At 72.7% G+C, this 24,555-nt stretch carries 24 protein-coding genes; 12 read left to right on the top strand and 12 right to left on the bottom strand.

What is annotated here, in order from left to right; translation table 11 throughout:
* Nucleotides 1-42: 42 nt before the first annotated feature.
* On the top strand, nt 43-927 hold the full coding sequence (locus tag QQX13_RS05020) for a DMT family transporter (RefSeq protein WP_301119917.1): 885 nt from the start codon (nt 43-45) through the stop codon (nt 925-927).
* A 47-nt stretch (nt 928-974) separates the two neighbouring features.
* A complete protein-coding gene (gene secA / locus QQX13_RS05025; RefSeq protein ID WP_301119924.1) occupies nt 975-3,881 on the top strand; it encodes a preprotein translocase subunit SecA in 2,907 nt (968 codons plus the stop codon).
* Nucleotides 3,882-3,948: 67 nt separating this feature from the next.
* Here the strand turns inward: secA and QQX13_RS05030 are convergent, their stop codons facing one another.
* Both QQX13_RS05030 and QQX13_RS05035 read right to left on the bottom strand, forming a co-directional pair.
* Complete coding sequence (locus QQX13_RS05030; protein WP_301119926.1) at nt 3,949-4,347, bottom strand: Rv3235 family protein; 399 nt, start codon at nt 4,345-4,347, stop codon at nt 3,949-3,951.
* The gene (locus QQX13_RS05035; protein ID WP_301152676.1) at nt 4,344-5,108 is read right to left on the bottom strand and encodes a LysM peptidoglycan-binding domain-containing protein; all 765 of its coding nucleotides are present in this window, start codon (nt 5,106-5,108) and stop codon (nt 4,344-4,346) included. Before QQX13_RS05035 ends, QQX13_RS05030 begins: the two co-directional genes overlap by 4 nt.
* 106 nt (nt 5,109-5,214) lie before the next feature.
* Between QQX13_RS05035 and QQX13_RS05040 the strand changes: the two genes are divergently transcribed.
* Entirely contained in the window at nt 5,215-5,736 is a 522-nt protein-coding gene (locus tag QQX13_RS05040) for a hypothetical protein (RefSeq protein WP_301152677.1), read from the top strand.
* Here the strand turns inward: QQX13_RS05040 and QQX13_RS05045 are convergent.
* Entirely contained in the window at nt 5,733-5,945 is a 213-nt protein-coding gene (locus tag QQX13_RS05045) for a helix-turn-helix domain-containing protein (RefSeq protein WP_301119932.1), read from the bottom strand. The two genes, QQX13_RS05040 and QQX13_RS05045, sit on opposite strands and share 4 nt — an antisense overlap.
* A gap of 108 nt (nt 5,946-6,053) precedes the next feature.
* On the opposite strand from QQX13_RS05045, the gene QQX13_RS05050 reads away from it, so the two are divergent.
* The 3 genes from QQX13_RS05050 to QQX13_RS05060 are packed head-to-tail and all read left to right on the top strand — an operon-like array spanning nt 6,054 to nt 8,276.
* Nucleotides 6,054-6,659 (top strand): SAF domain-containing protein, encoded by a 606-nt coding sequence (locus QQX13_RS05050; protein WP_301152679.1) that lies wholly within the window; start codon nt 6,054-6,056, stop codon nt 6,657-6,659.
* Nucleotides 6,659-7,837 carry a CpaE/TadZ family protein gene (locus tag QQX13_RS05055; protein ID WP_301152681.1) on the top strand — a complete coding sequence of 393 codons (1,179 nt, stop codon included), beginning with the start codon at nt 6,659-6,661 and terminating at the stop codon, nt 7,835-7,837. The genes QQX13_RS05050 and QQX13_RS05055 overlap by 1 nt, the downstream gene beginning before the upstream one ends.
* A gap of 4 nt (nt 7,838-7,841) precedes the next feature.
* Nucleotides 7,842-8,276, top strand: a complete 435-nt coding sequence (locus QQX13_RS05060; protein ID WP_301152682.1) for a DUF6912 family protein — start codon at nt 7,842-7,844, stop codon at nt 8,274-8,276.
* An 11-nt stretch (nt 8,277-8,287) separates the two neighbouring features.
* Here the strand turns inward: QQX13_RS05060 and hisN are convergent, their stop codons facing one another.
* On the bottom strand, nt 8,288-9,073 hold the full coding sequence (hisN, locus tag QQX13_RS05065; protein WP_301152683.1) for a histidinol-phosphatase: 786 nt from the start codon (nt 9,071-9,073) through the stop codon (nt 8,288-8,290).
* A 189-nt stretch (nt 9,074-9,262) separates the two neighbouring features.
* Nucleotides 9,263-10,285 carry a ribosome small subunit-dependent GTPase A gene (rsgA, locus tag QQX13_RS05070; RefSeq protein ID WP_301152684.1) on the bottom strand — a complete coding sequence of 341 codons (1,023 nt, stop codon included), beginning with the start codon at nt 10,283-10,285 and terminating at the stop codon, nt 9,263-9,265.
* Nucleotides 10,286-10,389: 104 nt separating this feature from the next.
* On the opposite strand from rsgA, the gene QQX13_RS05075 reads away from it, so the two are divergent.
* On the top strand, nt 10,390-11,373 hold the full coding sequence (locus QQX13_RS05075; RefSeq protein WP_301152685.1) for a Gfo/Idh/MocA family protein: 984 nt from the start codon (nt 10,390-10,392) through the stop codon (nt 11,371-11,373).
* Between the two features lie 7 nt (nt 11,374-11,380).
* On the opposite strand, the gene aroA is transcribed toward QQX13_RS05075, so the two are convergent.
* Both aroA and QQX13_RS05085 read right to left on the bottom strand, forming a co-directional pair.
* On the bottom strand, nt 11,381-12,691 hold the full coding sequence (gene aroA / locus QQX13_RS05080; protein ID WP_301152687.1) for a 3-phosphoshikimate 1-carboxyvinyltransferase: 1,311 nt from the start codon (nt 12,689-12,691) through the stop codon (nt 11,381-11,383).
* Nucleotides 12,688-13,185, bottom strand: coding sequence for a hypothetical protein (locus QQX13_RS05085; RefSeq protein WP_301152689.1), 498 nt, complete (start codon nt 13,183-13,185; stop codon nt 12,688-12,690). Before QQX13_RS05085 ends, aroA begins: the two co-directional genes overlap by 4 nt.
* Nucleotides 13,186-13,274: 89 nt before the next feature.
* Here QQX13_RS05085 and QQX13_RS05090 point away from each other — a divergent pair, with 89 nt between their 5' ends.
* Both QQX13_RS05090 and rsrA read left to right on the top strand, forming a co-directional pair.
* Entirely contained in the window at nt 13,275-13,970 is a 696-nt protein-coding gene (locus QQX13_RS05090) for a sigma-70 family RNA polymerase sigma factor (RefSeq protein ID WP_436968557.1), read from the top strand.
* Nucleotides 13,963-14,208, top strand: coding sequence for a mycothiol system anti-sigma-R factor (rsrA, locus tag QQX13_RS05095; protein WP_301119952.1), 246 nt, complete (start codon nt 13,963-13,965; stop codon nt 14,206-14,208). The genes QQX13_RS05090 and rsrA overlap by 8 nt, the downstream gene beginning before the upstream one ends.
* Before the next feature lie 81 nt (nt 14,209-14,289).
* Here the strand turns inward: rsrA and QQX13_RS13830 are convergent, their stop codons facing one another.
* A complete protein-coding gene (locus tag QQX13_RS13830; protein ID WP_375730880.1) occupies nt 14,290-14,364 on the bottom strand; it encodes a 50S ribosomal protein bL37 in 75 nt (24 codons plus the stop codon).
* 159 nt (nt 14,365-14,523) lie between these two features.
* Between QQX13_RS13830 and QQX13_RS05100 the strand changes: the two genes are divergently transcribed.
* Nucleotides 14,524-15,612 (top strand): type IV pilus twitching motility protein PilT, encoded by a 1,089-nt coding sequence (locus QQX13_RS05100; RefSeq protein ID WP_301119954.1) that lies wholly within the window; start codon nt 14,524-14,526, stop codon nt 15,610-15,612.
* Nucleotides 15,613-15,696: 84 nt separating this feature from the next.
* On the opposite strand, the gene QQX13_RS05105 is transcribed toward QQX13_RS05100, so the two are convergent.
* From QQX13_RS05105 to QQX13_RS05120, 4 genes are all read right to left on the bottom strand, one after another.
* Nucleotides 15,697-16,293 (bottom strand): GDSL-type esterase/lipase family protein, encoded by a 597-nt coding sequence (locus QQX13_RS05105; RefSeq protein ID WP_301119956.1) that lies wholly within the window; start codon nt 16,291-16,293, stop codon nt 15,697-15,699.
* Nucleotides 16,290-20,018, bottom strand: a complete 3,729-nt coding sequence (locus QQX13_RS05110) for a multifunctional oxoglutarate decarboxylase/oxoglutarate dehydrogenase thiamine pyrophosphate-binding subunit/dihydrolipoyllysine-residue succinyltransferase subunit (protein WP_301152691.1) — start codon at nt 20,016-20,018, stop codon at nt 16,290-16,292. The genes QQX13_RS05105 and QQX13_RS05110 overlap by 4 nt, the downstream gene beginning before the upstream one ends.
* 256 nt (nt 20,019-20,274) lie before the next feature.
* The gene (locus QQX13_RS05115; RefSeq protein WP_301152692.1) at nt 20,275-21,072 is read right to left on the bottom strand and encodes an ABC transporter permease; all 798 of its coding nucleotides are present in this window, start codon (nt 21,070-21,072) and stop codon (nt 20,275-20,277) included.
* Nucleotides 21,069-21,959 (bottom strand): ATP-binding cassette domain-containing protein, encoded by an 891-nt coding sequence (locus tag QQX13_RS05120; RefSeq protein WP_301152694.1) that lies wholly within the window; start codon nt 21,957-21,959, stop codon nt 21,069-21,071. Before QQX13_RS05120 ends, QQX13_RS05115 begins: the two co-directional genes overlap by 4 nt.
* A gap of 113 nt (nt 21,960-22,072) precedes the next feature.
* On the opposite strand from QQX13_RS05120, the gene QQX13_RS05125 reads away from it, so the two are divergent.
* The gene (locus QQX13_RS05125; protein WP_301152695.1) at nt 22,073-23,368 is read left to right on the top strand and encodes a hemolysin family protein; all 1,296 of its coding nucleotides are present in this window, start codon (nt 22,073-22,075) and stop codon (nt 23,366-23,368) included.
* Nucleotides 23,365-24,405, top strand: coding sequence for a hemolysin family protein (locus QQX13_RS05130; protein WP_301152697.1), 1,041 nt, complete (start codon nt 23,365-23,367; stop codon nt 24,403-24,405). Before QQX13_RS05125 ends, QQX13_RS05130 begins: the two co-directional genes overlap by 4 nt.
* Nucleotides 24,406-24,555 lie beyond the last annotated feature (150 nt).

A 24,555-nucleotide genomic window follows, 5' to 3' on the forward strand; every position in this document is an offset into this window, starting at 1 on the left:
GCATCGTCCCGACGGGGCCGCACCACCGGATAGGTTTCGGGGGTGCGGCCCCGTCATTTCCTCTCCGTGGTGCTGGCGGCGACCCTGTGGGGCTTCGGCGGCATCACCGGCACCCTGCTCGGCGACCACGCTGGGATCGGCGCCCTGTCGATCGCCATGTGGCGGATGCTGGTCGCGGGCGTCGCCCTGCTCGCCTACCTCGCGGTCCGCGGCACGCTGCGGCGCCTGAGCGCGGCCCAGTGGCGCCGCGCGTTGCTCACCGGTGCGCTCACCGCGGCGTTCGAGGCCTGCTACTTCCTCGGGATCTCGTACTCGTCCGTGGGCCTGTCGACGCTCATCGGCATCGGCTCCGCGCCCGTGTTCGTCGCCGCCTACGACTGGGCGACCGACCGCCGGCGGCCGCCCGCGACCACGCTGATCGCGCTAGCCCTCGCGCTCGGCGGGCTCGCGCTGCTGCTGAGCGGGTCGCTCGACACCGGGCGGAACGGGCCGCTCGGCGCGCTGATCGCGCTCGGCGCGGGAGCCACGTTCGCGGCGATCACGGTGGTCAACCGCCACGAGGTGCCCGGCCTCGGGCCCGTCGAGCACACGGCCTTCGCCTTCACCTTCGGCGGCCTGCTGCTGGTCCCCGCCGCGGCCGCGACGGGCATCGGCGCCGCGTCTGACGGCTACGGATGGGCGCTGACCATCGCCATGGGCGTGCTCATCACCGCGCTCGCGTATGTCGCGTACCTCACGGGGCTGCGGTCCGTTCCGCCGTTCGTCGCGACCATCGTGGCGCTGCTCGAGCCGCTCGTCGCCGCCATCGCGGCGGCGCTCATCTTCGCGGAGAGGCTCGGCCCGCTCGGCATCGTGGGAGGCCTCCTGCTGGGCGCGGCGGTGGTCCTGTTGCGCCCACAGCGAGACGAGCCCGAGTCCCTCCACTGACCGCCTACGATGGTCGGGGACTAACGACGGTACGCGAGGAGCGAGACGTGGCACTGCTGGACCGGATCATCCGTGTGGGCGAAGGGCGCGAGCTGCGCCGCCTCGAGAAGGTGGTGACGCTCACCAACGCCCTCGAGGAGGCCTACCAGGAGATGTCCGATGAGGAGCTCCGCGCGCTCACGGACGAGTTCAAGGAGCGCCGGCAGGGCGGCGAGAGTCTCGACTCCCTGATGCCCGAGACCTTCGCGGCCGTGCGCGAGGCCGCGCGACGGACCCTCGGGATGCGCCACTTCGACGTCCAGATCATGGGTGGCGGCGCGCTCCACCACGGCAACATCGCGGAGATGAAGACCGGTGAGGGCAAGACCCTGGTCGCGACGCTGCCCGCCTATCTCAACGCCCTCGACGGCAAGGGCGTCCACATCGTCACGGTCAACGACTACCTTGCCGGCTACCAGTCCGAGCTGATGGGCCGCGTCTTCCGGTTCCTCGGGATGACCACCGGCTGCATCGTCGCGAACCAGACCCCGGAGGTGCGCCGCCAGCAGTACGAGGCGGACATCACCTACGGCACCAACAACGAGTTCGGCTTCGACCACCTGCGCGACAACATGGCCCTCCAGCCGGCCCAGCTGGTCCAGCGGGGCTACCACTACGCGATCGTCGACGAGGTCGACTCGATCCTCATCGACGAGGCGCGCACCCCGCTCATCGTGTCCGGGCCGGCGTCCGCGGACAACAACCGCTGGTACGTGGAGTTCGCGCGGCTGGTCAAGGAGATGACGGCGGGCGAGGACTACGAGGTCGAGGAGAAGAAGCGGGCGGTCGGCATCCTCGAGCCCGGCATCGACAAGGTGGAGAAGGCGCTCGGGATCGAGAACCTGTACGACCCCGCCAACACGCCGCTGATCGGCTTCCTCAACAACGCCATCAAGGCGAAGGAGCTGTTCAAGAAGGACGTCGACTACGTGGTCCAGGGCGGTGAGGTCGACATCGTCGACGAGCACACCGGGCGCCTCCTCAAGGGGCGTCGCTACTCCGAGGGCCTCCACCAGGCGATCGAGGCCAAGGAGCGCGTGCCGATCAAGGCGGAGAACCAGACCTACGCCTCGATCACGCTCCAGAACTACTTTCGCCAGTACGAGAAGCTCGCGGGCATGACCGGAACCGCCCAGACCGAGGCCGCGGAGCTGCACTCCACCTACGGCATGGGCGTGATCCCGATCCCGACCAACCGGCCGATGATCCGCGCCGACCAGTCGGACCTGCTCTACAAGAACGAGGCGGCCAAGCTCACCGCGGTGATCGACGACATCCTCGAGCGCAACGCCAAGGGCCAGCCGGTGCTGGTCGGCACGGTGTCCGTCGAGAAGTCGGAGAACCTGTCCAAGGAGCTCCGCAAGCGCGGGATCAAGCACACCGTCCTGAACGCCAAGCAGCACGCCCAGGAGGCGGCGATCGTCGCCGAGGCGGGACGCAAGGGCGCCGTCACCGTCGCCACCAACATGGCCGGCCGCGGCACCGACATCATGCTCGGCGGCAACCCCGAGTTCCGCGCGGTCGCCCAGATGCACGAGCGCGGGCTCGACCCGAAGGAGAGCCCGGAGGAGTACGAGTCGGTCTGGAAGGACGTCTTCGCGGCGGCGCAGGAGGAGACCGCGGCCGAGCGCGACGAGGTGCTCGAGGCGGGCGGCCTCTACGTCCTGGGCACGGAGCGTCACGAGTCGCGCCGCATCGACAACCAGCTGCGCGGCCGCTCTGGCCGCCAGGGCGATCCCGGCGAGAGCCGGTTCTACCTGTCGCTCGAGGACGACCTGATGCGGATGTTCCAGTCCGGCCTCGCGTCCACCGTGATGAACTCGGGCGCGTTGCCGGACGACATGCCGATCGAGTCCAAGGTGCTGACGCGCGGCGTGCGCAGCGCGCAGGCCCAGATCGAGGGCCGCAACCACGAGATCCGCAAGAACATCCTCAAGTACGACGACGTCATGAGCGACCAGCGCAAGGTGATCTTCGCGGAGCGCCGGCGCGTGCTCGACGGCGAGGACCTGCGCGAGCAGATCCTGACCTTCGTCGAGGACGTGGTCTCCGACGACGTGCGCTCGTCCACCGCGGTCGGATCGCCCGACGACTGGGACCTCGAGGCGCTGTGGAAGGACCTCCACACCGTGTACCCCGTGAGCCTCACGCGCGACGAGCTGATCGAGGAGGCCGGCGATCTCTCCGGGCTGTCGACGGCGTTCCTCGAGCGCGAGCTGGTCGCCGACGCGAAGGTCCAGTACGAGGTGGTCGAGGAGCGCATCGGCGCTGAGATCATGCGTCAGGTCGAGCGGCAGGTGCTGCTGCAGGTCCTCGACTTCAAGTGGCGCGAGCACCTGTACGAGATGGACTACCTCAAGGAGGGCATCGGCCTGCGCGCGATGGGTCAGCGCGACCCGCTGATCGAGTACCAGCGCGAGGGCTTCCAGCTGTTCGAGGCGATGACCGATGCGATCAAGGAGCAGGCCGTGTCCATCCTGTTCCGCGTCGAGAAGCGCGAGAACCAGGCGCCGGTGACGCCCGACTCCGCGGCTCAGGTCGCGCAGGCCAACGCCGCCGCGCAGGCGAACGCGGTGGCGCAGGCCCGCACGCAGGGCGCGGCCAACCCCGCGCAGCGTCTCGCCGGCGGCGGTGCGGCCACGGCCGCCGGACCGGCCGGCCAGCGCCTGGTCGCGACCCCGGCCACGGGCACCGCAGGCGGCCCCGTCCGGTCGACGATGGGCGCGATGACGTTCTCCGGTCCGTCGCAGGACGGGACGGGCGCGGCCACGATCGAGAAGGGCCCGTCGGGCCTCAAGCCGTGGGAGGACGGCCGCGTCTTCGAGGGCGCCGGCAAGAACTCGCCGTGCCCTTGCGGCTCGGGCCGCAAGTACAAGATGTGCCACGGCAGGAACGAGGAGGGCGCGGAGGCCTGACGGCCCCGAGCCTCGCCGGGAGGGCGGCACCCGCACGGGTGCCGCCCTCCCGGCGTCAGTGCGGCGGTCAGCCGAGGTCGAGCACCGTGACCACCCAGCGTCCGGACCAGTCCTCGAGCCGCATGGCGACGGGGTGCGTGCGCTCGCCCACCGCCGCGATCACGCTCACCTCGGCGGCGTCGCGCGACACCCGGCACACCCGGGCCCTGACGATCCGGGCGTCGGGGGCCCCGCGACGTCCGGCGCGCCGGGACAGGGAGTGCTGCCGCGTGAGCGCGTCCCTGAGCTCCGGGGTGATCCATCGCAGGAGCGTGTCGATCCCGTCGCCGCCCCGAGCGACCTGGATCGCGGTGAGCGTGACGGTGCAGGCCAGGGGCGAGGGGTCGCCGAGCACGGCGCGGGCGCGCCCGTAGACGTCCCGGCGGACCGGCGACCGCCCGGTCGCGCCGAGCGGCTCGGCGCTCATCGTCCACCCCCCAGGGTGGGCGGCACCTCGAGCCGCATCCCGACGCTGATCATCCCCGGGTCGTCGCCGATGGCCGCGCGGTTGGCGCGATAGAGGTCGGGCCAGGCCTCCGCGATGCGTGCGTCGCTCGGGCCGTCGCCGAGCAGCGCGGCGGTGATCCGCCACAGCGAGTCGCCGGCGACGACCACGTGCACCTGGGTCGCATCGCCGGTCGAGGTCGAGGTCGAGGTCCGCGTCGGCGGGGGGACGGATGGGCCCGATGGCACGGACGAGGTCGGGGTCGCACCGGGCGACGGCGGCGTCCCCGCGGGTGCCCGCAGCGCCTCCGGAGGTCCGGACCCGAGCGGGGTCGTCCACGCGGACGCCGACGGCGAGGGCGATGGCGCGGTGTGCTCGACCGGCAGCCATCCGACGGGAGGGGTCTCGGTCGACGCGGTGGCGGCGCCCGTCCCGGCCAGAAGCGCGAGCAGGGAGCCCGCCGCGGCGGCTGCGAGGCGGCCGGTCCGCGCGGGGACCGGCCGACCGCGGCGCAGGGCCCGCCACGCGGAGGCGACGTCGGTCACGAACCGCAGGCCGGCCACCGTGGCGAGCACGCCGATCCCGACCGCGGCCGCGTCGGACGGAGTCCACCGTGACCAGTCGGTCGTCGAGCCCAGCCGGTACGTCAGCCACCCGGCCGCGGAGGTGAGCACCGGTGCCGCGACCGCGATCGCGAGGGGTGCGGCGGCCCCGACGCGCGCATCGTTCCTACTCATCATCATGCCCCTTTGATGTTGTTTGATGCTGTTTGATGTCATCTGGTCTACACGACCGCCACGGTGATGTCGACCGGTGGGCGCAGATGGGGGACGGCGGTAGCGTGGCGCCATGCGATGGGAGCGGCTGTTCGACGACCTGGAGGCGCGGCTCGCGGCCGAGCAGCGTGCCGAGCTCGCCGCCGAGGTCGCCGAGCGCGTGGTCGCCGAGCGGTCGGCGGTCGCCATGTCCGCGCGGCTCGCCGCCCACCGGGGCGGCGAGCTCGTGCTGGTCCTCGAGGGCGGGCTGCGGATCCGGGGGACCCTGCGGTCGGTCGCCGCGGACGGGGTGCTGCTCGACATGGATGGCGGCGAGGCACTGATCCCCGAGCACGCGATCGTGCTCGCCGAGAGCCTGGCCCGGCGCGTCGCCGCGCGCGGCGTGGTCGAGTCCCGCCTCCGTCTCACCTCGATGCTGCGGTCGCTCGCGGAGCAGCGCGCGCGGGTGGTGGTCGAGACGGGAGCGGGAACCGCGGCGGGCGCGCTGGTCGGGGTCGGCGCCGACCACGTGGACCTCGAGGGTGACGGACCGGTGCGCACGGTCGCGCTCGCAGCCGTCAGGATCCTCCGCGCGGCGCCCGAGCGTCCGTTCTAGCGGGGCTCGCGCTCCTTCACCTGCTCGCGGGCTGCCGCGTACTGCCGCTCGATGTAGGCCTCGAGCTCGGCACGCTCGACGCGCCAGACCCCGCGTCCCCCGACCTGGATCGCGGGCAGCTCGCCCGATCGCACCAACGCGTACGCCTGCGGCGAGGAGATGTTGAGGATCTCCTGCACATCGCTCAGCTTCAGGAAGCGGGGCTCCATGCCTGCATTGTGGCACGGGCGCGAAGGGCGGCCGTGCTCCCTCCACAGCCCTTTCGTTCAGCTCCGCGACCAGGCATGATGAGGTCATCTGGCGAAGGGGGGCCGCCGATGGACGCTGCGACGCGCCCGGTGCCCGTGCGGCTGCGCCGCCCGGGATGGAGGGACCCGCGCCTCATCGTGGGTGTGCTGCTGATCGCGATCGCCGTCGCCGGGACGGCGCTGCTGCTGCGCTCGGCCGACCGGACGGAGCCCGTGTACGCCGCACGCCACGCGCTCGCGCCGGGCGTGGTGCTGGAGCCGGCCGACCTGGTCGTGGTCGACGTGCGCGTGGGCGACGGCTACGCCGAGCCCGACGCGGTCGAGCCCTGGGGGATGACCGTGACGCGCCCGGTCGGTGCCGGGGAGCTCGTTCCCGTGGCGGCCCTGGCCGAGCCCGCGGACTTCGACGGCCGCCCGGTCGCGGTGAGCGTGTCGCAGCCTCTCGCCGAGGGCGTCGTCCCCGGGGCGCTGGTGGACGTCTGGCTCACGCCGGCGGACGGCACCGCGAGCAGGCGGATCGGCGAGGCGCTGCCCGTCTCGGCGGTCGACGAGGACACGGGCGGGTTCGCCGCCGGCGAGGAGACGGTCTACGTGGTCGTCCCGTCCGCCGACGTCGGAGCCCTGCTGGACGCGCTCGCCGACGAGGGCGCGATCGCGGTGCTCGGGAGCGGCTGATGGGGACTCTGGGGGTGATCGTCGCGGTCACCGGTGCGCGCGAGATCGAGGTGGTCGAGGCGCTCGACGCCGACCCCGGCCTGACGGTGGTGCGCCGATGCGCCGACCTCGCGGAGGCGGTCGCGGTCGCGCGCGCGGGCCTCTGCGACGTCCTGGTGGTCTCGCCGCAGCCGAGGCTCGACCGGGACGCGCTGCGGGCCGTCGCGGACGCAGGCGTGGGCGCGGTGGGGGTGGCCGCCGGGCCCGACGACCTGGCGACGCTGGCCGGGCTCGGGGTGCCGGTGGCCGGCACGGACCTGGTCGAGGCGGTGCGGGTCGCCGCGATCGGCGCCCGGCAGCCGGTGCAGGAGGAGCCGGCGCGGGCGGAGGTCCCGGCCGGCGCCGCGGGCGCGGGGATCGTGATCACGGTCGGCGGCACCGGTGGCGCGCCGGGACGGACCACGGTCGCGGTCAACGTCGCGGCCGAGCTCGCGGCAGGCGGCCACGAGGTCCTGCTCGTCGACCTCGACACGGTCGGCGCCGCCGTCGCGACGGTGCTCGGGGTCCAGGACGAGTCGGCGGGGATCGCCGCGCTGGCGCACGGCTCGGTCCGCGGCTCCGACCCGTCGTCGCTGCTCGAGAGGCATGCGCTCGCGGTCGGCCCGCGGCTGCGGGTCGTCACCGGCCTGGCGCATGCGTCGCGCTGGGCGGAGCTCTCCGACGCCGCCCTGGAGCCGCTGTGGCCGGTGCTGAGGGCCTCCGCTGACGTCGTGGTCCTCGACACGGCGGCCCGCGTCGGAGGCGAGCGGGACACGGCCGCCGCGGGCGCGGTGCTCGCGGCCGACGCGGTCGTGATGGTCGGGTCCGCGGAGCCGCCGCAGCTCGCCAGGCTCGTGGCCGCGGTGCCCGACCTGGCTGCGGGAGCCGCGGTCGTCGTGAACCGGGTGCGGGCGTCGGTGGCCGGGCCGAACCCCGCGGACGCCATCGCCTCGGTGATGGCGCGGCACACCTCGCTCGACGAGCTCTGGCCGCTGCCGTGGGACGGTCCCGCGTGCGACGACGCGCTGCGCGACGCCCGCACGCTCGCGCAGGCCGCTCCCCGATCTCCGTTGCGGCGGTCGATCGAGTCGCTCGCCCACGCGGTCCTCGCCGACGCGCGCGCCGCCTCGCGGCCCGGGGCGGTCCCGGTGCCAGACTGAGGCCATGCGCGTGTACATCCCCGCCCGTCCCGACCAGATCCCCACGATCACGTCCGGGATGTGGGAGCCGCCGCTGGGCTTCGCGGTCACCGGGCCGCTGCTGGACCTGGTCGACAGCGACGACGACGACGAGCTCGCCGAGGTGGTGCTCGACGTCGCCGCGTGGGCCTCGCTCGAGGACCTCGGCGCGCCGCTGCGCCTCGTGATCGTCGCCGAGGTGTCGCGCTCGGAGTCGGAGGCCGCGCCCGACGTGAGCCCGGCGGCGGTCCGCCTCACCGGTCGCATCCCGACGTCCGCCATCGCCTGCGCGTTCATGGACGAGGCCGAGGCGGGCGACGATGCGGCGGGTGCCGCCGCGGGCGACGAGGACGCCGCGGACAGGCTCGCCGAGCGCGACCTGCTCTGGTACGACGCGTCCGAGATCGCCCACCTGGGCTGACACGACGCAGGTCAGGCGAGGCGGCGCATCACCTCGTCGTGCAGCAGGCCGTTGGTGACCAGCGCGTTGCCGCCGTGAGGTCCGGGCGTGCCGTCGACGCCGGTGAACCGGCCTCCGGCCTCCTCGACGATCGCGACGAGCGCCGCCATGTCGTAGAGCGCGAGCTCGGGCTCGGTGGCGATGTCGACCGCGCCCTCCGCGACCATCATGTAGCTCCAGAAGTCCCCGTACGCGCGGGTGCGCCACACGCTGTCCATCAGCCCGAGGAACTGGTCGAGCCGCCCGAACTCCCGCCATTCCGCCAGGTCCGAGTAGGACAGCGAGGCCTGATCGAGCGACGCGACATCCGACACCGTGATCCGTCGCGCCGTCGCCTCCGACGCCCCGAGCCACGCGCCCTGGCCACGGGCCGCGAACCAGCGCCGCCCGAGGGCGGGCGCGGAGACCACGCCGACCGCGGCATCGTCCCCGTCCAGGAGGGCGATGAGCGTCGCCCAGACGGGGACGTCGCGGATGAAGTTCTTGGTGCCGTCGATGGGGTCGACCACCCACCGGCGGGCGCCGGTCCCGGTGGTGCCGTACTCCTCGCCCACGAACGCGTCGTCGGGACGATGCTGGGCGATCAGGTCGCGCGCGGTGCGCTCCGCCGCCCGGTCGACGGCGGTGACCGGGGTGTCGTCGGGCTTGGTCTCGACGGTGAGCTCGCCGGTCGCGAAGTTCGGCAGGGTCACCGCGTCCACCGCGTCGGCGATGGCGAGGGCGAGCAGCAGGTCGTCGGCGTACGGTCCCGGGGTCATGCGCCCAGGCTAGTGCGCCGGGGTCCGACAGCCGCCCCGCACCCTGAGCGCACCCCCACCGGACAGTCCGCACGGAGTCGGTCCCGGGTCGGCGGCGTGTCGCACCCGATCGGGCCATGGGACCCGGCGTGTCGCCACGGATTCCGTGCGCGCTGTCCGGGGAGAGGAGGGGGAACGGAAGGGGGGGCGTCAGTACGTCTCGCCGGCGGCGCGGGAGGCGAGCAGGCGGCGGATCGAGTCGACGCGCGCCCGCCGTGCCGGGTCGTCGCCGGCCCAGGCGTCGAGCTCGCAGCCCAGCTCCGCGCTCTCGTGGGTGCAGCCGCGGGGGCACCGCTCGTCGGTCGCCTCGGAGACGTCCGGGAAGGCGTGGATGAACCGCTCCGGGTCGACATGCGCGAGCCCGAAGGAGCGTACGCCGGGGGTGTCGACGATCCACCCGCCCGTCGGAACCTCGTAGCGGATCGCGGACGTCGATGTGTGGCGCCCGCGGCCCGTGACGTCGTTCACCACGCCCACGGCGCGCCCCGCGTCCGGCACGAGCGCGTTGACCAGCGTCGACTTGCCCACGCCGGAGTAGCCGACCAGGACGGTGGTGAGGCCGTGGAGCTCCTCGCGGAATCGCACGAAGCCAGGATCCGCCTCCGGGCCGCCGTCGCGCTTCACCGAGGTCTCGATCACGGTGACGCCCAACGGCTCGTAGGCCGCACGCAGCTCGTCCGCGCTCGCGAGGTCGGCCTTCGTCAGCACCAGCAGCGCCGTCATGCCGGCGTCGAAGGCGGCGACCAGGCAGCGGTCGATCATGCGCGCGTTGGGCTCGGGGTCGGCCAGCGCCGTGACGATCGCGAGCTGGTCCGCGTTGGCGACGATCACCCGCTCGGTCGGGTCCGTGTCGTCCGCGGTACGGCTGAGCGAGCTGCGCCGCTCGAGCCGCCTGACCACGCGGGCGAGGGTGTCGGGCTCGCCCGTGACGTCGCCGACCACCTTCACCCGGTCGCCGATCACCAGGCCACGCCTCCCGAGCTCGCGCGCCTTGACGGCCATCACCACCTCGCCGTCGTGGACCTGGACCGTGTAGCGCCCACGGTCGACCGCGATCACCGTGCCGTCGACAGCCTCCTCGTGCGCCGGACGGATCTTGGTCCGCGGCCGGGACCCGCGCCTGCTGGGGCGCACGCGCGCGTCGGACTCGTCGTAGCGGCTCCAGTCGCTCACAGGATGTCCGGGGTCCGAGGCATGCCACCAGGGTACCGATGCGGCGCGGGCGGGCGGGCGGCCGGCGACGGTCCTACGCTCGGAGGAGACGGAGGGAGCGTGTCATGGGCGACAGGCTGAGGGTCGGGGTGGTGGGCACGGGCGCCTGGGCGGCGCAGCACGCGCGGATCTTCTCCCGCCGCCGCGACACCGACCTGGTCGGGATCGTGGGCCGCGATCCCGACCGCACCGCGGCGCGGGCGGAGGCCTTCGACACCGTGCCGTTCACCGACGTCGACGCGATGCTCGACGAGGCGCGACCGGACCTGGTCACGGTGTGCCTGCCCAACGAGGCGCACTTCGCGCCCACGCTGCACCTGCTGGGCCGCGGCGTGCCGCTGCTGGTGGAGAAGCCGCTGGTGTTCTCTATGGAGGAGGCGGACGCCCTGCTCGCCGAGGCGGACGCGCGCGGGCTGTTCTTCGCGATCAACCTCAATCACCGGTACGCGGAGCCGGTCGCACGGGCGAAGGCGGCCATCGACGCGGGCGAGCTGGGCGAGGTGGTCTTCGCGACCTGGCGCTTCGGCGGCGAGGCGAACATCGGGACCAGCCCCCACGCCAACCTCATCGAGACGCAGGTGCACGGGATCGACATGCTCGAGCACCTGTGCGGCCCGATCCGCTCGGTCGCGGCGCAGATGACCGACATGACGCTGCCGGGCACGTTCACCACGCTCGCGGTCGCGCTGAGATTCGCGAGCGGCGCCGTGGGCTCGCTGGTCGGCACCTACGACTCCTCGTACGCGTATCCCGCCACGCACCTCGTGGAGGTCAACGGGACGCGCGGCCGGCTCCTGATCGAGGACACCGTCAAGCGGCTGACCGTGTCGCGCGCCGGGGAGGCGACGAGGAGCGTGTGGGAGGCGGGCTACTTCGACGACGAGGCGCGCACGTTCGAATACACGTTCGACCGCCACGTCGCGGCGGTGCTGGCGGCCTTCCGCGCGGGTGAGGCGCCGCCGGTGCACGCGCGCGCAGGTCGCCGCGCGCTCGAGGTGGCGCACGCGATCATCCGTTCCCACGAGACGGGCGCGCGCGTCACCCTGTGAGGGCTGCTCAGCGGTCCGAGCCGAGCATGCCCACCCACATCTGAGGGAAGCCCGGCATCGTCTTCGAGGTGGTGCCGACGTCGAGCACCTTCACCGCGGGGACCGCCAGACCGACGATCGCGGCGAAGGTCGCCATGCGGTGGTCGTGGTAGGTCTCCATGACCGCCCCGGCCAGCCCCTCCGCGGGCATCCCGCCGAACGTGAGCGAGTCGTCGTCCGCGTGGCAGGTCCCGCCCAGGCGCTCGACCTCGGTGGCGATGGCGGCGAGCCTGTCGGTCTCGTGGCCGCGCAGGTGACCGATCCCGGTGAGCCGCGACGGCCCGTCCGCGAGAGCGCACAGCGCCGCGATGGTCGGGGTGATCTCGCCGGCGGGAGACAGGTCGGCGTCGATCCCGGCGATGCGGCCCGTGCCGCTGACCGTCATGACGTCGCCGTCGAGCGTGCACGTCGCGCCCATGCGGGTGAGCAGCTCGGGGTAGTACGCGCCCGGCTGCGTGGTCACGTCGGGCCAGCCCGGGATGCGCACCGTGCCGCCCGCGACCAGGGCCGCCGCCATGAACGGGCCGGCGTTCGACAGGTCGGGCTCGACGCGCACGTCGCCCGGCCGGATCTCGCCGGGGTGCACCACCCACGTGCGCTCGTCCGGCTGGTCCACGCGGATCCCCGCCTCGCGCAGCGTCTCGCACGTCATGTCGATGTGGGGCAGGCTCGGCAGCGTCTCGCCCGTGTGGCGCACCGTCAGCCCGTGGCGCAGGCGCGGGGCCGTCAGCAGCAGCCCCGTGACGAACTGCGAGGAGGACGAGGAGTCGACCTCCACCTCCGCGGGGATAGCGGCGGGCGGGGTGACGGTGAACGGCAGCGTCCCGGTGCCGCCGTCCTCGACGGTGGCACCGAGCGCGCGCAGCGCATCGAGCAGGGGGCCCATCGGGCGGACGCGGGCGCCCTCGTCGCCGTCGAAGCTCACGGGCCCGTCGGCGAGGAGCACGAGCGGCGGGACGAAGCGCATGACGGTGCCCGCGAGCCCGCAGTCGACGTGGGCGCCGCCGCGCAGCGGGCCGGGGGTCACGCGCCACTCGTCGCCGGAGTCGTCCACCTCGGTGCCGAGTCCGCGCAGGGCGCCGATCATGAGGTCGGAGTCGCGGGAGCGCAGGCCTCCGCGGACCGTCACGGGCTCCGCGGCGATCGCCGCCAGCACCAGGAAGCGGTTGGTGAGCGACTTCGATCCGGGCACGGAGACGGTCGCGTCGAGAGGGCCCGACGCGACGGGCGCGTCCCAGACCTGCCCCGGGCCGGTGCCCGGGACCAGGCCGGGTGTCACGCGGCGCGCTTCTTGGACTTCGCGGCCTTGGCGGCCGCCTTGGCCTCCACGGCCTTCTCCTTCGCCTTCACCTTCTTGGCCTTCTTGCGCGCGATGTGGCGTGCCGAGTGGCCGGCGGTCGCGGCGACCAGGACGCCGCCGACGAGCGACACGTCCTTGAGGAACAGCTCCATCTCCGCCTCGCGGCGGGCCGGGTCCGTCTCCTTCCAGAACGGGTGCGCGAAGACCGCCTTGGCGCCGGCGAGCCCCGCGAGGCCCAGGGCCGAGGCGCGCGGCGAGCGCGACAGCGCGAGCGAGGCCGCGAGGGCGACGGTCAGCGCGCCGTGCACCTTCACGATGTCGACGGCCTTGACCTCCTCCACGCCGAGCTCCTTGAGCGCCGGCTCCACGGTGGGGGCGATCAGGCCGGCGTTGCGCTCGGGCTCGAGAGCGTTCTGCACGCCCCCGTAGACGAACCACGATGCGAGCAAGGGCCTGGCAAGTACACGGAGCATGCTTCTGACGATAGCAAGCGCGAGCGCCCGAGGCACCGGCTTCCGGGACAACCGGGAATGAATCGCGCACAGGTGCCGTTGCCGGTGCCATGACCACCATCGCGGAGACGCCACGCGCCTCGCGAGAGCATCCGGCGGCCAGCGCCGGGGTACGCTCGCAGGCGATGACTCAGCATGCCGATCCAGCCGCCGACTTCGAGGTCGAGGCCCTGTCCTACATGGACCAGCTCTACGCCGCCGCGCTGCGCATGACGCGCAACGCCGCAGACGCGGAGGACCTGGTCCAGGAGACCTACGCCAAGGCCTTCGCCGCGCGCGACAAGTTCACCATGGGCACCAACCTGAAGGCGTGGCTGTACCGCATCCAGACCAACGCCTTCATCAACAGCTACCGCAAGAAGCAGCGGGAGCCGAAGCGGTCGGACGCGGAGAGCGTGGAGGACTGGCAGCTCGCGGCCGCCGCCGAGCACACGTCCAGCGGCCTCGCGTCGGCGGAGGACCACGCGCTGGACTCGCTCGGCGACGACGAGATCAGGCGGGCGCTGTCGGAGCTCTCCGAGGACTTCCGGATGGCGGTCTACCTCTCCGACGTGGAGGGGTTCGCCTACAAGGAGATCGCCGAGATCATGGACACCCCCGTCGGGACCGTGATGTCGCGGCTGCACCGTGGCCGCAAGCTGCTGCGCGAGAAGCTCCGTGACTACGCCGCCGAGCGCGGCCTCTACGAGAAGACGCCGGTCAAGCCCAAGCAGGAGAAGAAGGACGGAGGTGTCTGCGATGCCTGAGCCCGAATGCGAGGAGGCCCTCGACAGGCTCTTCGAGTACATCGACCACGAGCTCCCCGAGGAGGAGATCCACCGGATCGGGGAGCACCTCAAAACGTGTCCGCCGTGCGAGGCGGAGCACAAGATCAACGAGAAGATCAAGAGGCTCGTCAACCAGACCCGTCACGAGACGGCGCCTGACGCCCTGCGCCAGCGCGTGCTCGACGCGATCCGCGCGACCCGCGAGACGCCCGCCTGATCCGACACGCGCATCGTCCCGCCCGGACATGACAGAAGCCGCATCGGCCATGCCGATGCGGCTTCGTCGTGGTGTCAGCGCTTACGCGTTGGGGCGCTTGCCGTGGTTGGCACCGGACCCGGCGCGGCTCTTGCGCTTGCGGCCTCGCTTGCTCATGGCGTTCCCCTTTCTTGGACGACTCGGACGATGCGGCGGTTCACGATCGACCCCCTATCCTCCCATACGGCGCGGGTTCGTCACACCTGCTTCCATCGGACGGCGGTTCCCCAGTAGCGTCGGCTCAAGCCGAGGCCCTCGGAAGCCGATGGAGGATTCGTGAGCGACCAGCCAGTCTCAGTCATCCCGTTCCTGCACGCCCTCGCGTCGACGGGCGGCTCCGACCTGCACTGCAAGACCGGATCGCCGCCGCGCGTCCGCGTCGACGGCCGCCTGCGCAAGCTGCAGGTGCCGCCGCTGACGCCCGAGGATACGCGCAACATGGTCGCCCAGGTCCTGCCGGAGGACCTGGTCGCCTCCTTCCGCGACACCCACGAGGCCGACTTCGCGTTCTCGCTGTCCGGCGTCGGGCGCTTCCGCGTCAACGCCTACGTCGCCCGGGGCACCGAGTCGCTCGTGTTCCGCCGCGTCGCGGTGGGCGCGCAGAGCTTCGAGGAGCTGGGCCTGCCGCCGGTCATCGCGGACCTCGCGCTCGAGCCTCGCGGCCTGGTGCTGGTGACGGGCCCGACCGGATCCGGAAAGACCACCACGCTCGCCTCGATGGTGGACCTCATCAACAGCTACCGCGAGGTCAACATCATCACCATCGAGGACCCGATCGAGGTCCTCCACTCGGACAAGAAGGCGATCATCTCGCAGCGCGAGGTGCGCTCCGACACGCTCGACTTCACCAACGCGCTGCGCGCCGCGATGCGCCAGGACCCCGACGTGATCATGGTCGGCGAGATGCGTGACATCGAGACCGTCCGCGCGGCGCTGTCCGCCGCCGAGACCGGCCACCTGGTGCTGGCGACGCTGCACACCGTGGACGCGCAGGACACGATCAACCGCATCGTCGACTTCTTCACCCCGCACGAGCAGAACCAGGTCCGCGCGACGCTCGCGCAGACGCTGCGCGGCATCGTCTCCCAGCGCCTGGTGCGCCGCGGCGACGGCACCGGCCGCACGCTCGTCGCGGAGGTCATGGTGAACACCGGCCGCACCGCCGAGGCGATCGTGGACCCGGCGAGCCAGCCTCCCATCCTCGACCTCATCAAGGACGGCGAGTACTACAAGATGCAGACGTTCGACCAGCACCTGTTCCAGCTCGTGGGAGCCGGAACGGTGGCGCTGGACGACGCGCTCGCGATCGCCTCGCGCCCGCACGACCTCATGGTCGAGCTCCGCGGCGCCGGGATCGTCGAGTAGCCGGGGGGATCCGGCCGCGCCACGCACGGCGCCACCGAGGCAGGGCGGTTCGATGAACCGCCCTGCTGACGTGTGCGGCGACGCTCAGGCGGCGGGCGGCTCGATGCCGAGCCACGAGTGCCAGCGGGAGTGCAGCACCAGCCACGCCATGAGCCCGTAGCCGGCCTGCAGCGGCAGCGCGTCACGGCCCGTCGCCATGTCGGCCGTCCACTGGTCGTGACGCGCGAGCGGCCCGTACATGTCGATGTAGCCCACCTCGCGGCGGGATGCGGCGTCCTCGAGCACCGCCGCGAGCTCGGCGATCCGCGGGTTGTCCTCCTCGCGCCCCGGCGGGGGGCCGGCCATCAGCGTGCGGAAGCCCAGCGCGTGGGCCCGGTCGAGCGCGTTCGCGATGTTCAGGCGCGTCATCGTGGGGGAGACGCCGCGCGTGACGTCGCCGCGGCCGACGGCGAAGAGCACGTGGTTCGCCTCCGCCTCGTCGTGGCGGGTGCGGCGCAGCGCCTCCTCGTCCCAGCGGCTGGTCATCTCCCCGGTCGTCTCGCCGGGCACGGCGAGCACGTGGAAGCGGAGGTCGGGGGCGACCGGGAGCGTGCGTGCTGCGACGCGCCCCGCCCATCCCAGCGCCTTCGGATCCCCGTGACCGGCGACGAGCTCGTCGCCCACCAGGAAGACGTTCCTCATCGCGTGAAGGCCCTCTCGACCAGCTCGGCCTGCTCGGCGGCGTGGCGCGAGGCCTGGCCGGCGGCGGGCGATGCCGACGCGGGCCGGGACACGCAGCCCACCGTGGTGCCGATGATCTGCGGCAGGCTCAGCGAGATCTTCGACCACGCGCCCTGGTTGAGGGGCTCCTCCTGGACCCACAGCACCTCGGCGCCGTCGAAGGGCGCGAGGGCCTCCTTGATCGCGTCGTGGTCGAGCGGGTACAGCTGCTCGAACCGCAGGATCGCGGTGGCGGTGTCGCCTGCCTTGTCGCGCTGGGCGACCAGGTCGTAGTAGACCTTGCCGGCGCAGATCAGCACGCGGTCGACCCCGCCCGGGTCCACCGTGGTGTCGGGGATGACCTCCTGGAACGTGCCCGTGGTGAAGTCCTCCACCTCGGACTGCGCGGCGCGCAGGCGGAGCATGGACTTCGGGGTGAACACCACCATCGGTCGGCGCGGACGGTCGTAGGCCTGGCGGCGCAGCAGGTGGAAGTAGCTGGCCGGGGTCGACGGCATGGCCGCGACCATGTTGTCCTCGGCGCACAGCTGCAGGAACCGCTCGACGCGCGCCGACGAGTGGTCGGGGCCCTGACCCTCGTACCCGTGGGGCAGCAGCAGCACCACGGACGACGACTGCGCCCACTTCTGCTCGGCGGCCGAGATGAACTCGTCGATGATGGTCTGCGCGCCGTTGACGAAGTCGCCGAACTGCGCCTCCCACAGGACCAGCGCGTCGGGACGCTCGACGGAGTAGCCGTACTCGAATCCGAGGCAGGCGTACTCCGACAGCGACGAGTCGAAGATGTGGAGCCGCGCCTGGTCCGAGGACAGGTAGAGCAGCGGCGTCCACTCGGCGCCCGTGCGGCGGTCGTGGTAGACCGCGTGGCGCTGCACGAAGGTGCCGCGGCGGCTGTCCTGGCCCGCCATCCGCACCGGGACGCCCTCCTGCAGCAGCGTGCCGAAGGCGAGGATCTCGCCGTAGCCCCAGTCGATGCCGCCCTCGGTGCTCATCTGCTCGCGCTTCTCGAGCAGCTTGCCGAGCTTCGGGTGGACCGTGAAGCCCTCTGGCGGGCGCACGTGGGCGCGGCCGATCCGCTCGACCTGGCTCGCCGAGACGGCGGTCCGCCACCCGACCATGACGCCCGCGTCGGAGGACTGCGAGCTGGGCAGCTCGAGGCCCGAGATCGACTCGGTGTCCGGGCGGGGCTGGTAGCCCTCGCGGGTCTCGATGAACACGCGCTCGAGCTGGGCCAGGTAGTCCTTGGAGACCGTCTCGGCCTCCTCGGTCGTGATGTCCCCGCGACGGATGAGCGACTCGGTGTAGAGGTGGCGCACGGACCGCTTCGCCTCGATGAGGTCGTACATGCGCGGCTGCGTCATCGACGGGTCGTCGCCCTCGTTGTGCCCGCGGCGGCGGTAGCAGACCATGTCGACGATCACGTCGCGCCCGAACCTCTCGCGGTACTCGAACGCGAGCCGGGCGGCGCGCACGCACGCCTCCGGGTCGTCGCCGTTGACGTGGAAGATCGGGACCTGGAAGCCCTTCGCGATGTCCGTGCAGTAGCGCGTGGACCGCGAGTTCTCCGGGCCGGTGGTGAATCCGACCTGGTTGTTGATGATCACGTGCACGGTGCCGCCGGTGCGGTAGCCGCGCAGCTGCGACAGGTTCAGGGTCTCCTGGACGATCCCCTGGCCGGCGAACGCGGCGTCGCCGTGCACCAGGATCGGCAGCACGGGGTAGCCGTCGGTCGCCGGGTCGGCGCCGAGGGCGTCGAGCTTCGCGCGGACGATGCCCTCGAGGACCGGGTTGACCGCCTCCAGGTGCGAGGGGTTCGCGGCGAGGTAGACCCGCGTGGACGCGCCCGACTCCGCCGTGAAGGTGCCCTCGGTGCCGAGGTGGTACTTGACGTCGCCCGAGCCCTGCACGGAGCCCGGCACCGCGGTGCCCTCGAACTCGGAGAAGATCTGGCCGTAGCTCTTGCCTGCCAGGTTCGCGAGCACGTTGAGGCGTCCGCGGTGCGCCATGCCGATGCAGACCTCGTGGACGCCGGACTCGGCCGCGGCGCTCATCACCTCGTCGAGCAGCGGGATCAGCGACTCGCCGCCCTCGAGCGAGAACCGCTTCTGTCCCACGTACTTGGTCTGGAGGAAGGCCTCGAACGCCTCCGCCGCGTTGAGGCGGTGGAGGATCCGCAGGTGCTCCTCGCGGCTGGGCTTCGTGTAGCCGTGCTCGAGGCGCTCCTGGAACCACGACCGCTGCTCGCGGTCGGCGATGTGCATGTACTCGAGGCCGATGGTGCGGCAGTAGGCGTCCCGCAGCCGGCTGAGCACCGTGCGCATCTTCCACCGGTCGTGGCCGGCGAAGCCGCCGGTCGAGTAGTGCCGGTCGAGGTCCCACAGCGTGAGGCCGTGGGTCTGGACGTCGAGGTCCGGGTGCTTGCGCGGTCGGCTCGACAGAGGGTCGACGTCCGCCATGAGGTGCCCGCGCGAGCGGTAGGCGTGGATGAGCTCCGCGATGCGGGCGGGCTTGGCGGCCTCCTCCTCGGGCGAGGTCGCGGCGTCCTGGACCCAGCGCACGGGCTCGTAGGGCACGCGGATCGACACGAACACGCGGTCGTAGAAGCCGTCGATGCCGAGCAGCTTCTTGTGCACGAGGCCCAGGAACTCGCCGGACTGGGCGCCCTGGATGACGCGGTGGTCGTAGGTCGACGTCAGGGTGAGCACCTTCGACACGCCCAGGCGGGCGATGGTCTCCTCGGACGCCCCCTGGAACTCCGCGGGGTAGTCCATCGAGCCGACGCCGATGATGGTGCCCTGGCCGTTCATGAGGCGCGGGACGGAGTGGACCGTGCCGATCGTGCCCGGGTTGGTCAGGGTGATCGTCGTGCCCTGGAAGTCGACCGCCTGCAGCGTGCCCTGGCGGGCGCGCCGGACCAGGTCCTCGTAGGAGGACCAGAAGGCGTGGAAGTCCATGCTGTCCGCGCCCTTGATCGACGGCACCAGCAGCTGGCGGGAGCCGTCGGGCTTCGCGAGGTCGATCGCCAGGCCCAGGTTGATCTCGGCGGGGGTCAGCAGTGCGGGCTTGCCGTCCTCCTCGGTGTACGCGACGTTCATCGACGGGAACTCGGCGAGCGCCTCGACGATCGCGTAGCCGATCAGGTGCGTGAAGCTCACCTTGCCGCCGCGCGTGCGCGCGAGGTGGTTGTTGATGACGACGCGGTTGTCCATCAGCATCTTGGCGGGCACCGCGCGGACCGACGTCGCCGTCGGGACGGTGAGGCTCGCCTCCATGTTCTGGACCACGCGTGCGGCCGGGCCGCGCAGGCGCTCGACGCCCTGCGTGACGTCCTTGGCCTCGACGGGCTCGTAGTCCGGGCGCTGCAGGTACGCCGCGGTCGGGGCCTGCGCCGTCGCGATCGGCTGCGTCATCGCGACCGTCTCCGCGGCGGGCTCGGGGGCCTCGGCGCTCGCGGTCGGCTCGGGTGCCGGAGCCGGGGCCGCGGGCGCCTCGGGCGCGGGTGACGATGCGCGGGGTGCCGGCGGCGGGGGCGGCGGCACGTCGCCGTAGCCCTGCGCGGACGAGGTCACGCGCGGCATCGGCTGGGTCGGGGGCTGGGGGACGTGGGGACGGTGGCCCGGGGCGTCCGCGCGGGCGTCGTCGGTGGCGTCCGCCCCGCGGGAGCCGCCCAGGATGAGGGAGGCCACGGCTGGGGCGTCCACGCCACGGGCGACGGGGACACGGTCGGTATCGGGCGCGGAGGTGTCTGGGGACACGTTGAGGCCGCTCGCTTTCTTGGCGCATCAGCGTCGGTGGTGACTGGTGGACCCATCTTCTCCCCTTCCGACACGCCGCCGGAACCACCCACCGCGCATTTGGACAAAGTTTTACCCATGCCAGGGAAGACCAGGGGTGACGCATCGGACGCCCATGGCCGTCATCGTCCGTCCCGGGCCTCCGGGCTCAGGTGATGTCGCGGCGGAAGGAGGTCCGCCAGCCGATCGCCGCGGCGACCAGGCCGTAGCCGAGCAGCACCAGCAGCCCCGCCCACGGGGCGAGCAGGTCGGACAGGCCCGTCGCGGAGTAGAAGGAGCTCCCCGCGATCGCCTCGCCCGCCGCCCCCGGGAGGAAGCGCGCGACGGGCGCGGCGGCATCCCAGTAGCCGAGCCCGATGCGTGCGAGCGGCTCGACGATCTGGGTCCAGACGAGCACGCCGACGACGACCGCGACCTGGTTCGTCACGAGCGTGCCGAAGCCCACCCCGACGAGCATCCAGGCGGCCATGGCCACCGCCCCGAGCGCGAGGGTGCACCAGGTCGCCGGGTCGTCGAGCATCGTCCCGGTGCCCGCGAGCGCCAGGGCGGGCGCGCCCGCCGCCAGCGCCGCCAGCGAGCTCGCGAGCCCGTACGCGAGGGCGAAGGGGAGCGCGGCCAGCAGCTTGGCGGCCGCGACCCGGGTGCGCCGCGGCTCGGCCAGCACCGACGTCTGGAACGTGCGGTGGCGGAACTCCTGGGTCACGATGATCGCGCCGAACGCCAACGGGAACACGTATCCGAGGGTCACGCCCGCCGAGTAGACGGTGAGCGCGAGCTGGTCCGGAGGGACGGTGAGCTCGTCGCCGGGCTGCTGGCCGCCGAGCCCGATCGCCAGCGCGAGCGCCCCGGCGAGGAAGGCGACCGCGCCGGCCATCGCGGCGAGGAGCGCCCACCACAGGCGGGTGGTGAGGATCTTGCGCAGCTCGGCGCGGACGGCCGCGGTCATGCCGCCTCCTCCGTGAGCCGCAGGAACACCTGCTCGAGCGTCTCGCCGGACTCCGCGAGCCCGTGCACCTCGAGACCCGCGGCGAAGGCGCGGGCCCCCACCTCGGCGGCGTCCGCGTGGGCCACCACGAGCTCGTGCGGGGACGTGAGGCGTGACCTGGGCCAGTCGTCCGCGAGCCGCGCGAGCCGGTCGGCGTCGGGTGACACCAGGGTGGTCGCCGGGTGCGCGAGCCGGCGCAGCTCGGCGAGCGAGGAGGCGTGGCGGATCCGGCCCTGCGCGATCACCACCACGTCGTCGACCGTCTGCTCCACCTCCCCGAGCAGGTGGGAGGAGAGCAGCACCGTCCCGCCGCGCGCGGCGAAGTCGCGGACGAAGCCCCGCATCCACGTGATGCCCGCGGGGTCCAACCCGTTCGCGGGCTCGTCGAGCACCAGGGCGGTCGGCTCCCCGAGGAGCGCCGTGGCGAGGCCCAGCCGCTGCCGCATCCCCATCGAGAAGCCGCCGACGCGGCGGTTCGCCGCGTCGCTCATGCCCACCATGGCCAGCGCATCGTCGCACCGCGCATCGTCGGCGTCGACGAGCGGCGCGACCGTCCGGAGATGGGCGCGCGCGGTGCGGCCGGGGTGGAACGCGCCCTCGAGCAGCGCGCCCACGACGGCGGCGGGCCGCTCGAGCTCGGCGTAGGCGCGGTCGCCGATGCGCGCGGAGCCGGCGGTCGGCGCGACCAGGCCGAGCAGCGCGCGGAGGGTGGTCGACTTCCCGGCACCGTTCGGCCCCAGGAATCCGGTGACCCGGCCCGGCTCGGCGGCGAACGACACGTCCTCGACGGCCGTCACCGTGCCGAACCTCTTCGTGAGGCCGGCGATCGCGATGCGTGGACCCTCCATGCGCACCCTCCTTGGGAGTTGTTATAGAGGAACTATAACACTTTGGCACTGCCGTCGCGCCATGCCCGGCTGTATCCTTGCGACACCATGGACCCTGACAGTTCCCGTCCCCGATGACCGCCTGGATCCTGATCGGCGTGGGCGTGCTCCTCACGCTCGGCACGGCGGTGTTCGTCGCGGCCGAGTTCTCGCTCGTCGCCCTCGACCCGGCCCATGTGGACGACGAGAAGGACCACCGGGTGCGCCGCGCGCTGTCGCGCCTCTCCACGCAGCTCTCGGGTGCGCAGGTCGGGATCACGCTCACCACGATCCTGCTCGGCTTCACCGCGCAGCCGGCGCTGGTCGAGCTGCTCGAGGTGCCGCTGTCGACCTCGACGGTGACGCGCGCGGCCTCCGGGGCGCTCGCGGGTGCGCTCGCGGTGATCCTGGTCAACGCGTTCTCGATGCTGTTCGGCGAGCTGGTGCCCAAGAACATGGCGCTCGCGGCGCCCCTGCGCACGGCGCGGGTGGCGGCGCCGCTGAACATGGGGTTCACTGTCGCGCTGCGCCCCCTGATCGCGGCGCTCAACTCTGCTGCGAACGGGATCCTGCGGCTGCTCGGCATCGAGCCGAAGGAGGAGCTTGCCGGCGGACGGTCCCGGCAGGAGCTCGCCGCGCTGGTGCGCCGCAGCGCCGAGGCGGGCACCCTCGCGCCGTCGACGGCGCTGCTGCTCAAGAACAGCATCGAGCTCGACGACCTCGCGGCGATCGACGTGATGACCGACCGCACCCGCCTCCACGTGCTGCCGCGCGACGCGGTCGCCGCGGACGTGCTCGCCGCCGCGCGCGCGACCGGCCACTCGCGCTTCCCTGTCGTGGGCGACGGCCACGACGACGTGCTCGGGCTGGTCCACCTGCGTGCCGCGATCGCGGTCCCCGCCCACGAGCGCGCCGCGCGACCGGTCCGCGAGCTCATGGTGGAGGCGCCGCGCATCCCGGAGACCATGCAGATGGGGCCCCTCCTTGTCGAGCTGCGCGACCTGGGCCCGCAGTGCGCGATCGTGGTCGACGAGTACGGCGGCACCGCGGGGCTCGTGACCCTCGAGGACGTGGTCGAAGAGCTCGTGGGGGAGGTGGCCGACGAGCACGACCGGCGTCGTGCATCGGTCCACCGGGTGCCCGGCGGCGCGTGGATCGTCCCCGGCGACCTGCGCCCTGACGAGGTCCGCGAGCGCACGGGCCTGGTGGTGCCGGAGTCGCCCGCCTACGAGACGGTGGGCGGCTTCATCATGGCCGCGCTCGGCCGCGTGGCGGCCGTCGGTGACGTCGTCGACCACGACGGCGTCCACCTGCGGGTCGAGCGCATGGATGGCCGCCGGATCGACCGGGTGCGTCTCGCGCCGATCGCGGAGCCGGAGGGCGAGGGATGACCGCCGAGATGGTCGCCGTGGTCGCGGGCCTGCTGCTGGCCAACGCCTTCTTCGTCGGCGCCGAGTTCGCCATCATCTCCGCGCGGCGCAGCTCGATCGAGCCGCGCGCGGAGGAGGGGTCGCGCGCCGCGCGCACCGTCCTGTGGGCGATGGAGCACGTCTCCCTGATGCTGGCGACGGCGCAGCTGGGCATCACGGTCTGCTCGGTCACCCTCGGTGCCGTCGCGGAGCCGGCGCTCGCGCACGCGCTCGAGCCCATGCTCCACTCGTGGGGGCTCCCTGAGGGGACCGCCCACGGGGTGGCCGTCGCGATCGCCCTGCTCGTGATCGTCGGCCTGCACGTCGTGGTCGGCGAGATGGTGCCGAAGAACTCCGCGGTGTCGAGCCCTGACCGCGCCGCGCTGGTGTTCGGCCCCCCGCTCGTGGCCATCGCGCGGGTGGTGAAGCCGGTGATCGGGGCGCTGAACTGGGTCGCGAACCACGTGGTGCGGCTGTTCGGGCTCGAGCCCAAGGACGAGGTCACGAGCGCCTTCACCGCGGACGAGGTCCACAGCATCGTCGAGCGGTCGAGCGCCGAGGGCACGATCTCCGACCCGACCGGCCTGCTCACCGGCGCGCTCGAGTTCTCCGACCGTTCGGTGGCCGAGGTGATGGTCCCGGTCGACCGGGTCCGCGCCCTCGAGCTCGGCGTCACGGTCGACGGGCTCGAGCGGGCCGCGACGGACACGGGCTTCTCGAGGTTCCCGGTCACCGAGGCCGGGCGCTTCATCGGCTACCTGCACATCAAGGACACCCTGTTCGCCCGGCCAGGGGAGCGCGAGGACCCGATCCAGGCGTGGCGTGTGCGCGACCTGCCCGCGATCGACGCGGAGGCCGAGATCGAGCTCGCCCTCGCGCTGATGCGCCGCTCGGGGGCCCACGTCGCGGCGGTCGAGCGCGACGGGGCCGCCCTCGGGATGGTCTTCCTCGAGGACATCCTGGAGGAGCTCGTGGGCGAGGTCCGCGATTCTCTCGCACGCCGTGATCAGGTGATCTAGCAGGCAGCTCGCAACCAAGTCAGGCCGCTGTGAGCAGTGTCATACCCAGGGGGGGTTGGCCTGACCGTTACCAATCGGTAATATTTGCGCAGGCGCTTGCATGGACCTCACCTCGAGCGCTCAGATGACAGCTTCGCCTGAGGAGGCCAG

Origin of the sequence: Demequina lignilytica, assembly GCF_030418375.1 — a bacterium.
Lineage (GTDB): Bacteria > Actinomycetota > Actinomycetes > Actinomycetales > Demequinaceae > Demequina > Demequina lignilytica.

Excerpts from the sequence above, each read along its gene's own strand:
- QQX13_RS05030 (WP_301119926.1), bottom strand. The coding sequence starts at position 4,347 with ATGAGCGCCGAGCCGCTCGGCGCGACCGGGCGGTCGCCGGTCCGCCGG.
- QQX13_RS05035 (WP_301152676.1), bottom strand. The coding sequence starts at position 5,108 with ATGATGATGAGTAGGAACGATGCGCGCGTCGGGGCCGCCGCACCCCTC.
- QQX13_RS05040 (WP_301152677.1), top strand. The coding sequence starts at position 5,215 with ATGCGATGGGAGCGGCTGTTCGACGACCTGGAGGCGCGGCTCGCGGCC.
- QQX13_RS05045 (WP_301119932.1), bottom strand. The coding sequence starts at position 5,945 with ATGGAGCCCCGCTTCCTGAAGCTGAGCGATGTGCAGGAGATCCTCAAC.
- QQX13_RS05050 (WP_301152679.1), top strand. The coding sequence starts at position 6,054 with ATGGACGCTGCGACGCGCCCGGTGCCCGTGCGGCTGCGCCGCCCGGGA.
- QQX13_RS05055 (WP_301152681.1), top strand. The coding sequence starts at position 6,659 with ATGGGGACTCTGGGGGTGATCGTCGCGGTCACCGGTGCGCGCGAGATC.
- QQX13_RS05060 (WP_301152682.1), top strand. The coding sequence starts at position 7,842 with ATGCGCGTGTACATCCCCGCCCGTCCCGACCAGATCCCCACGATCACG.
- hisN (WP_301152683.1), bottom strand. The coding sequence starts at position 9,073 with ATGACCCCGGGACCGTACGCCGACGACCTGCTGCTCGCCCTCGCCATC.
- QQX13_RS05075 (WP_301152685.1), top strand. The coding sequence starts at position 10,390 with ATGGGCGACAGGCTGAGGGTCGGGGTGGTGGGCACGGGCGCCTGGGCG.
- QQX13_RS05085 (WP_301152689.1), bottom strand. The coding sequence starts at position 13,185 with ATGCTCCGTGTACTTGCCAGGCCCTTGCTCGCATCGTGGTTCGTCTAC.
- QQX13_RS05090 (WP_436968557.1), top strand. The coding sequence starts at position 13,275 with ATGACCACCATCGCGGAGACGCCACGCGCCTCGCGAGAGCATCCGGCG.
- rsrA (WP_301119952.1), top strand. The coding sequence starts at position 13,963 with ATGCCTGAGCCCGAATGCGAGGAGGCCCTCGACAGGCTCTTCGAGTAC.
- QQX13_RS05105 (WP_301119956.1), bottom strand. The coding sequence starts at position 16,293 with ATGAGGAACGTCTTCCTGGTGGGCGACGAGCTCGTCGCCGGTCACGGG.
- QQX13_RS05115 (WP_301152692.1), bottom strand. The coding sequence starts at position 21,072 with ATGACCGCGGCCGTCCGCGCCGAGCTGCGCAAGATCCTCACCACCCGC.
- QQX13_RS05120 (WP_301152694.1), bottom strand. The coding sequence starts at position 21,959 with ATGGAGGGTCCACGCATCGCGATCGCCGGCCTCACGAAGAGGTTCGGC.
- QQX13_RS05125 (WP_301152695.1), top strand. The coding sequence starts at position 22,073 with ATGACCGCCTGGATCCTGATCGGCGTGGGCGTGCTCCTCACGCTCGGC.
- QQX13_RS05130 (WP_301152697.1), top strand. The coding sequence starts at position 23,365 with ATGACCGCCGAGATGGTCGCCGTGGTCGCGGGCCTGCTGCTGGCCAAC.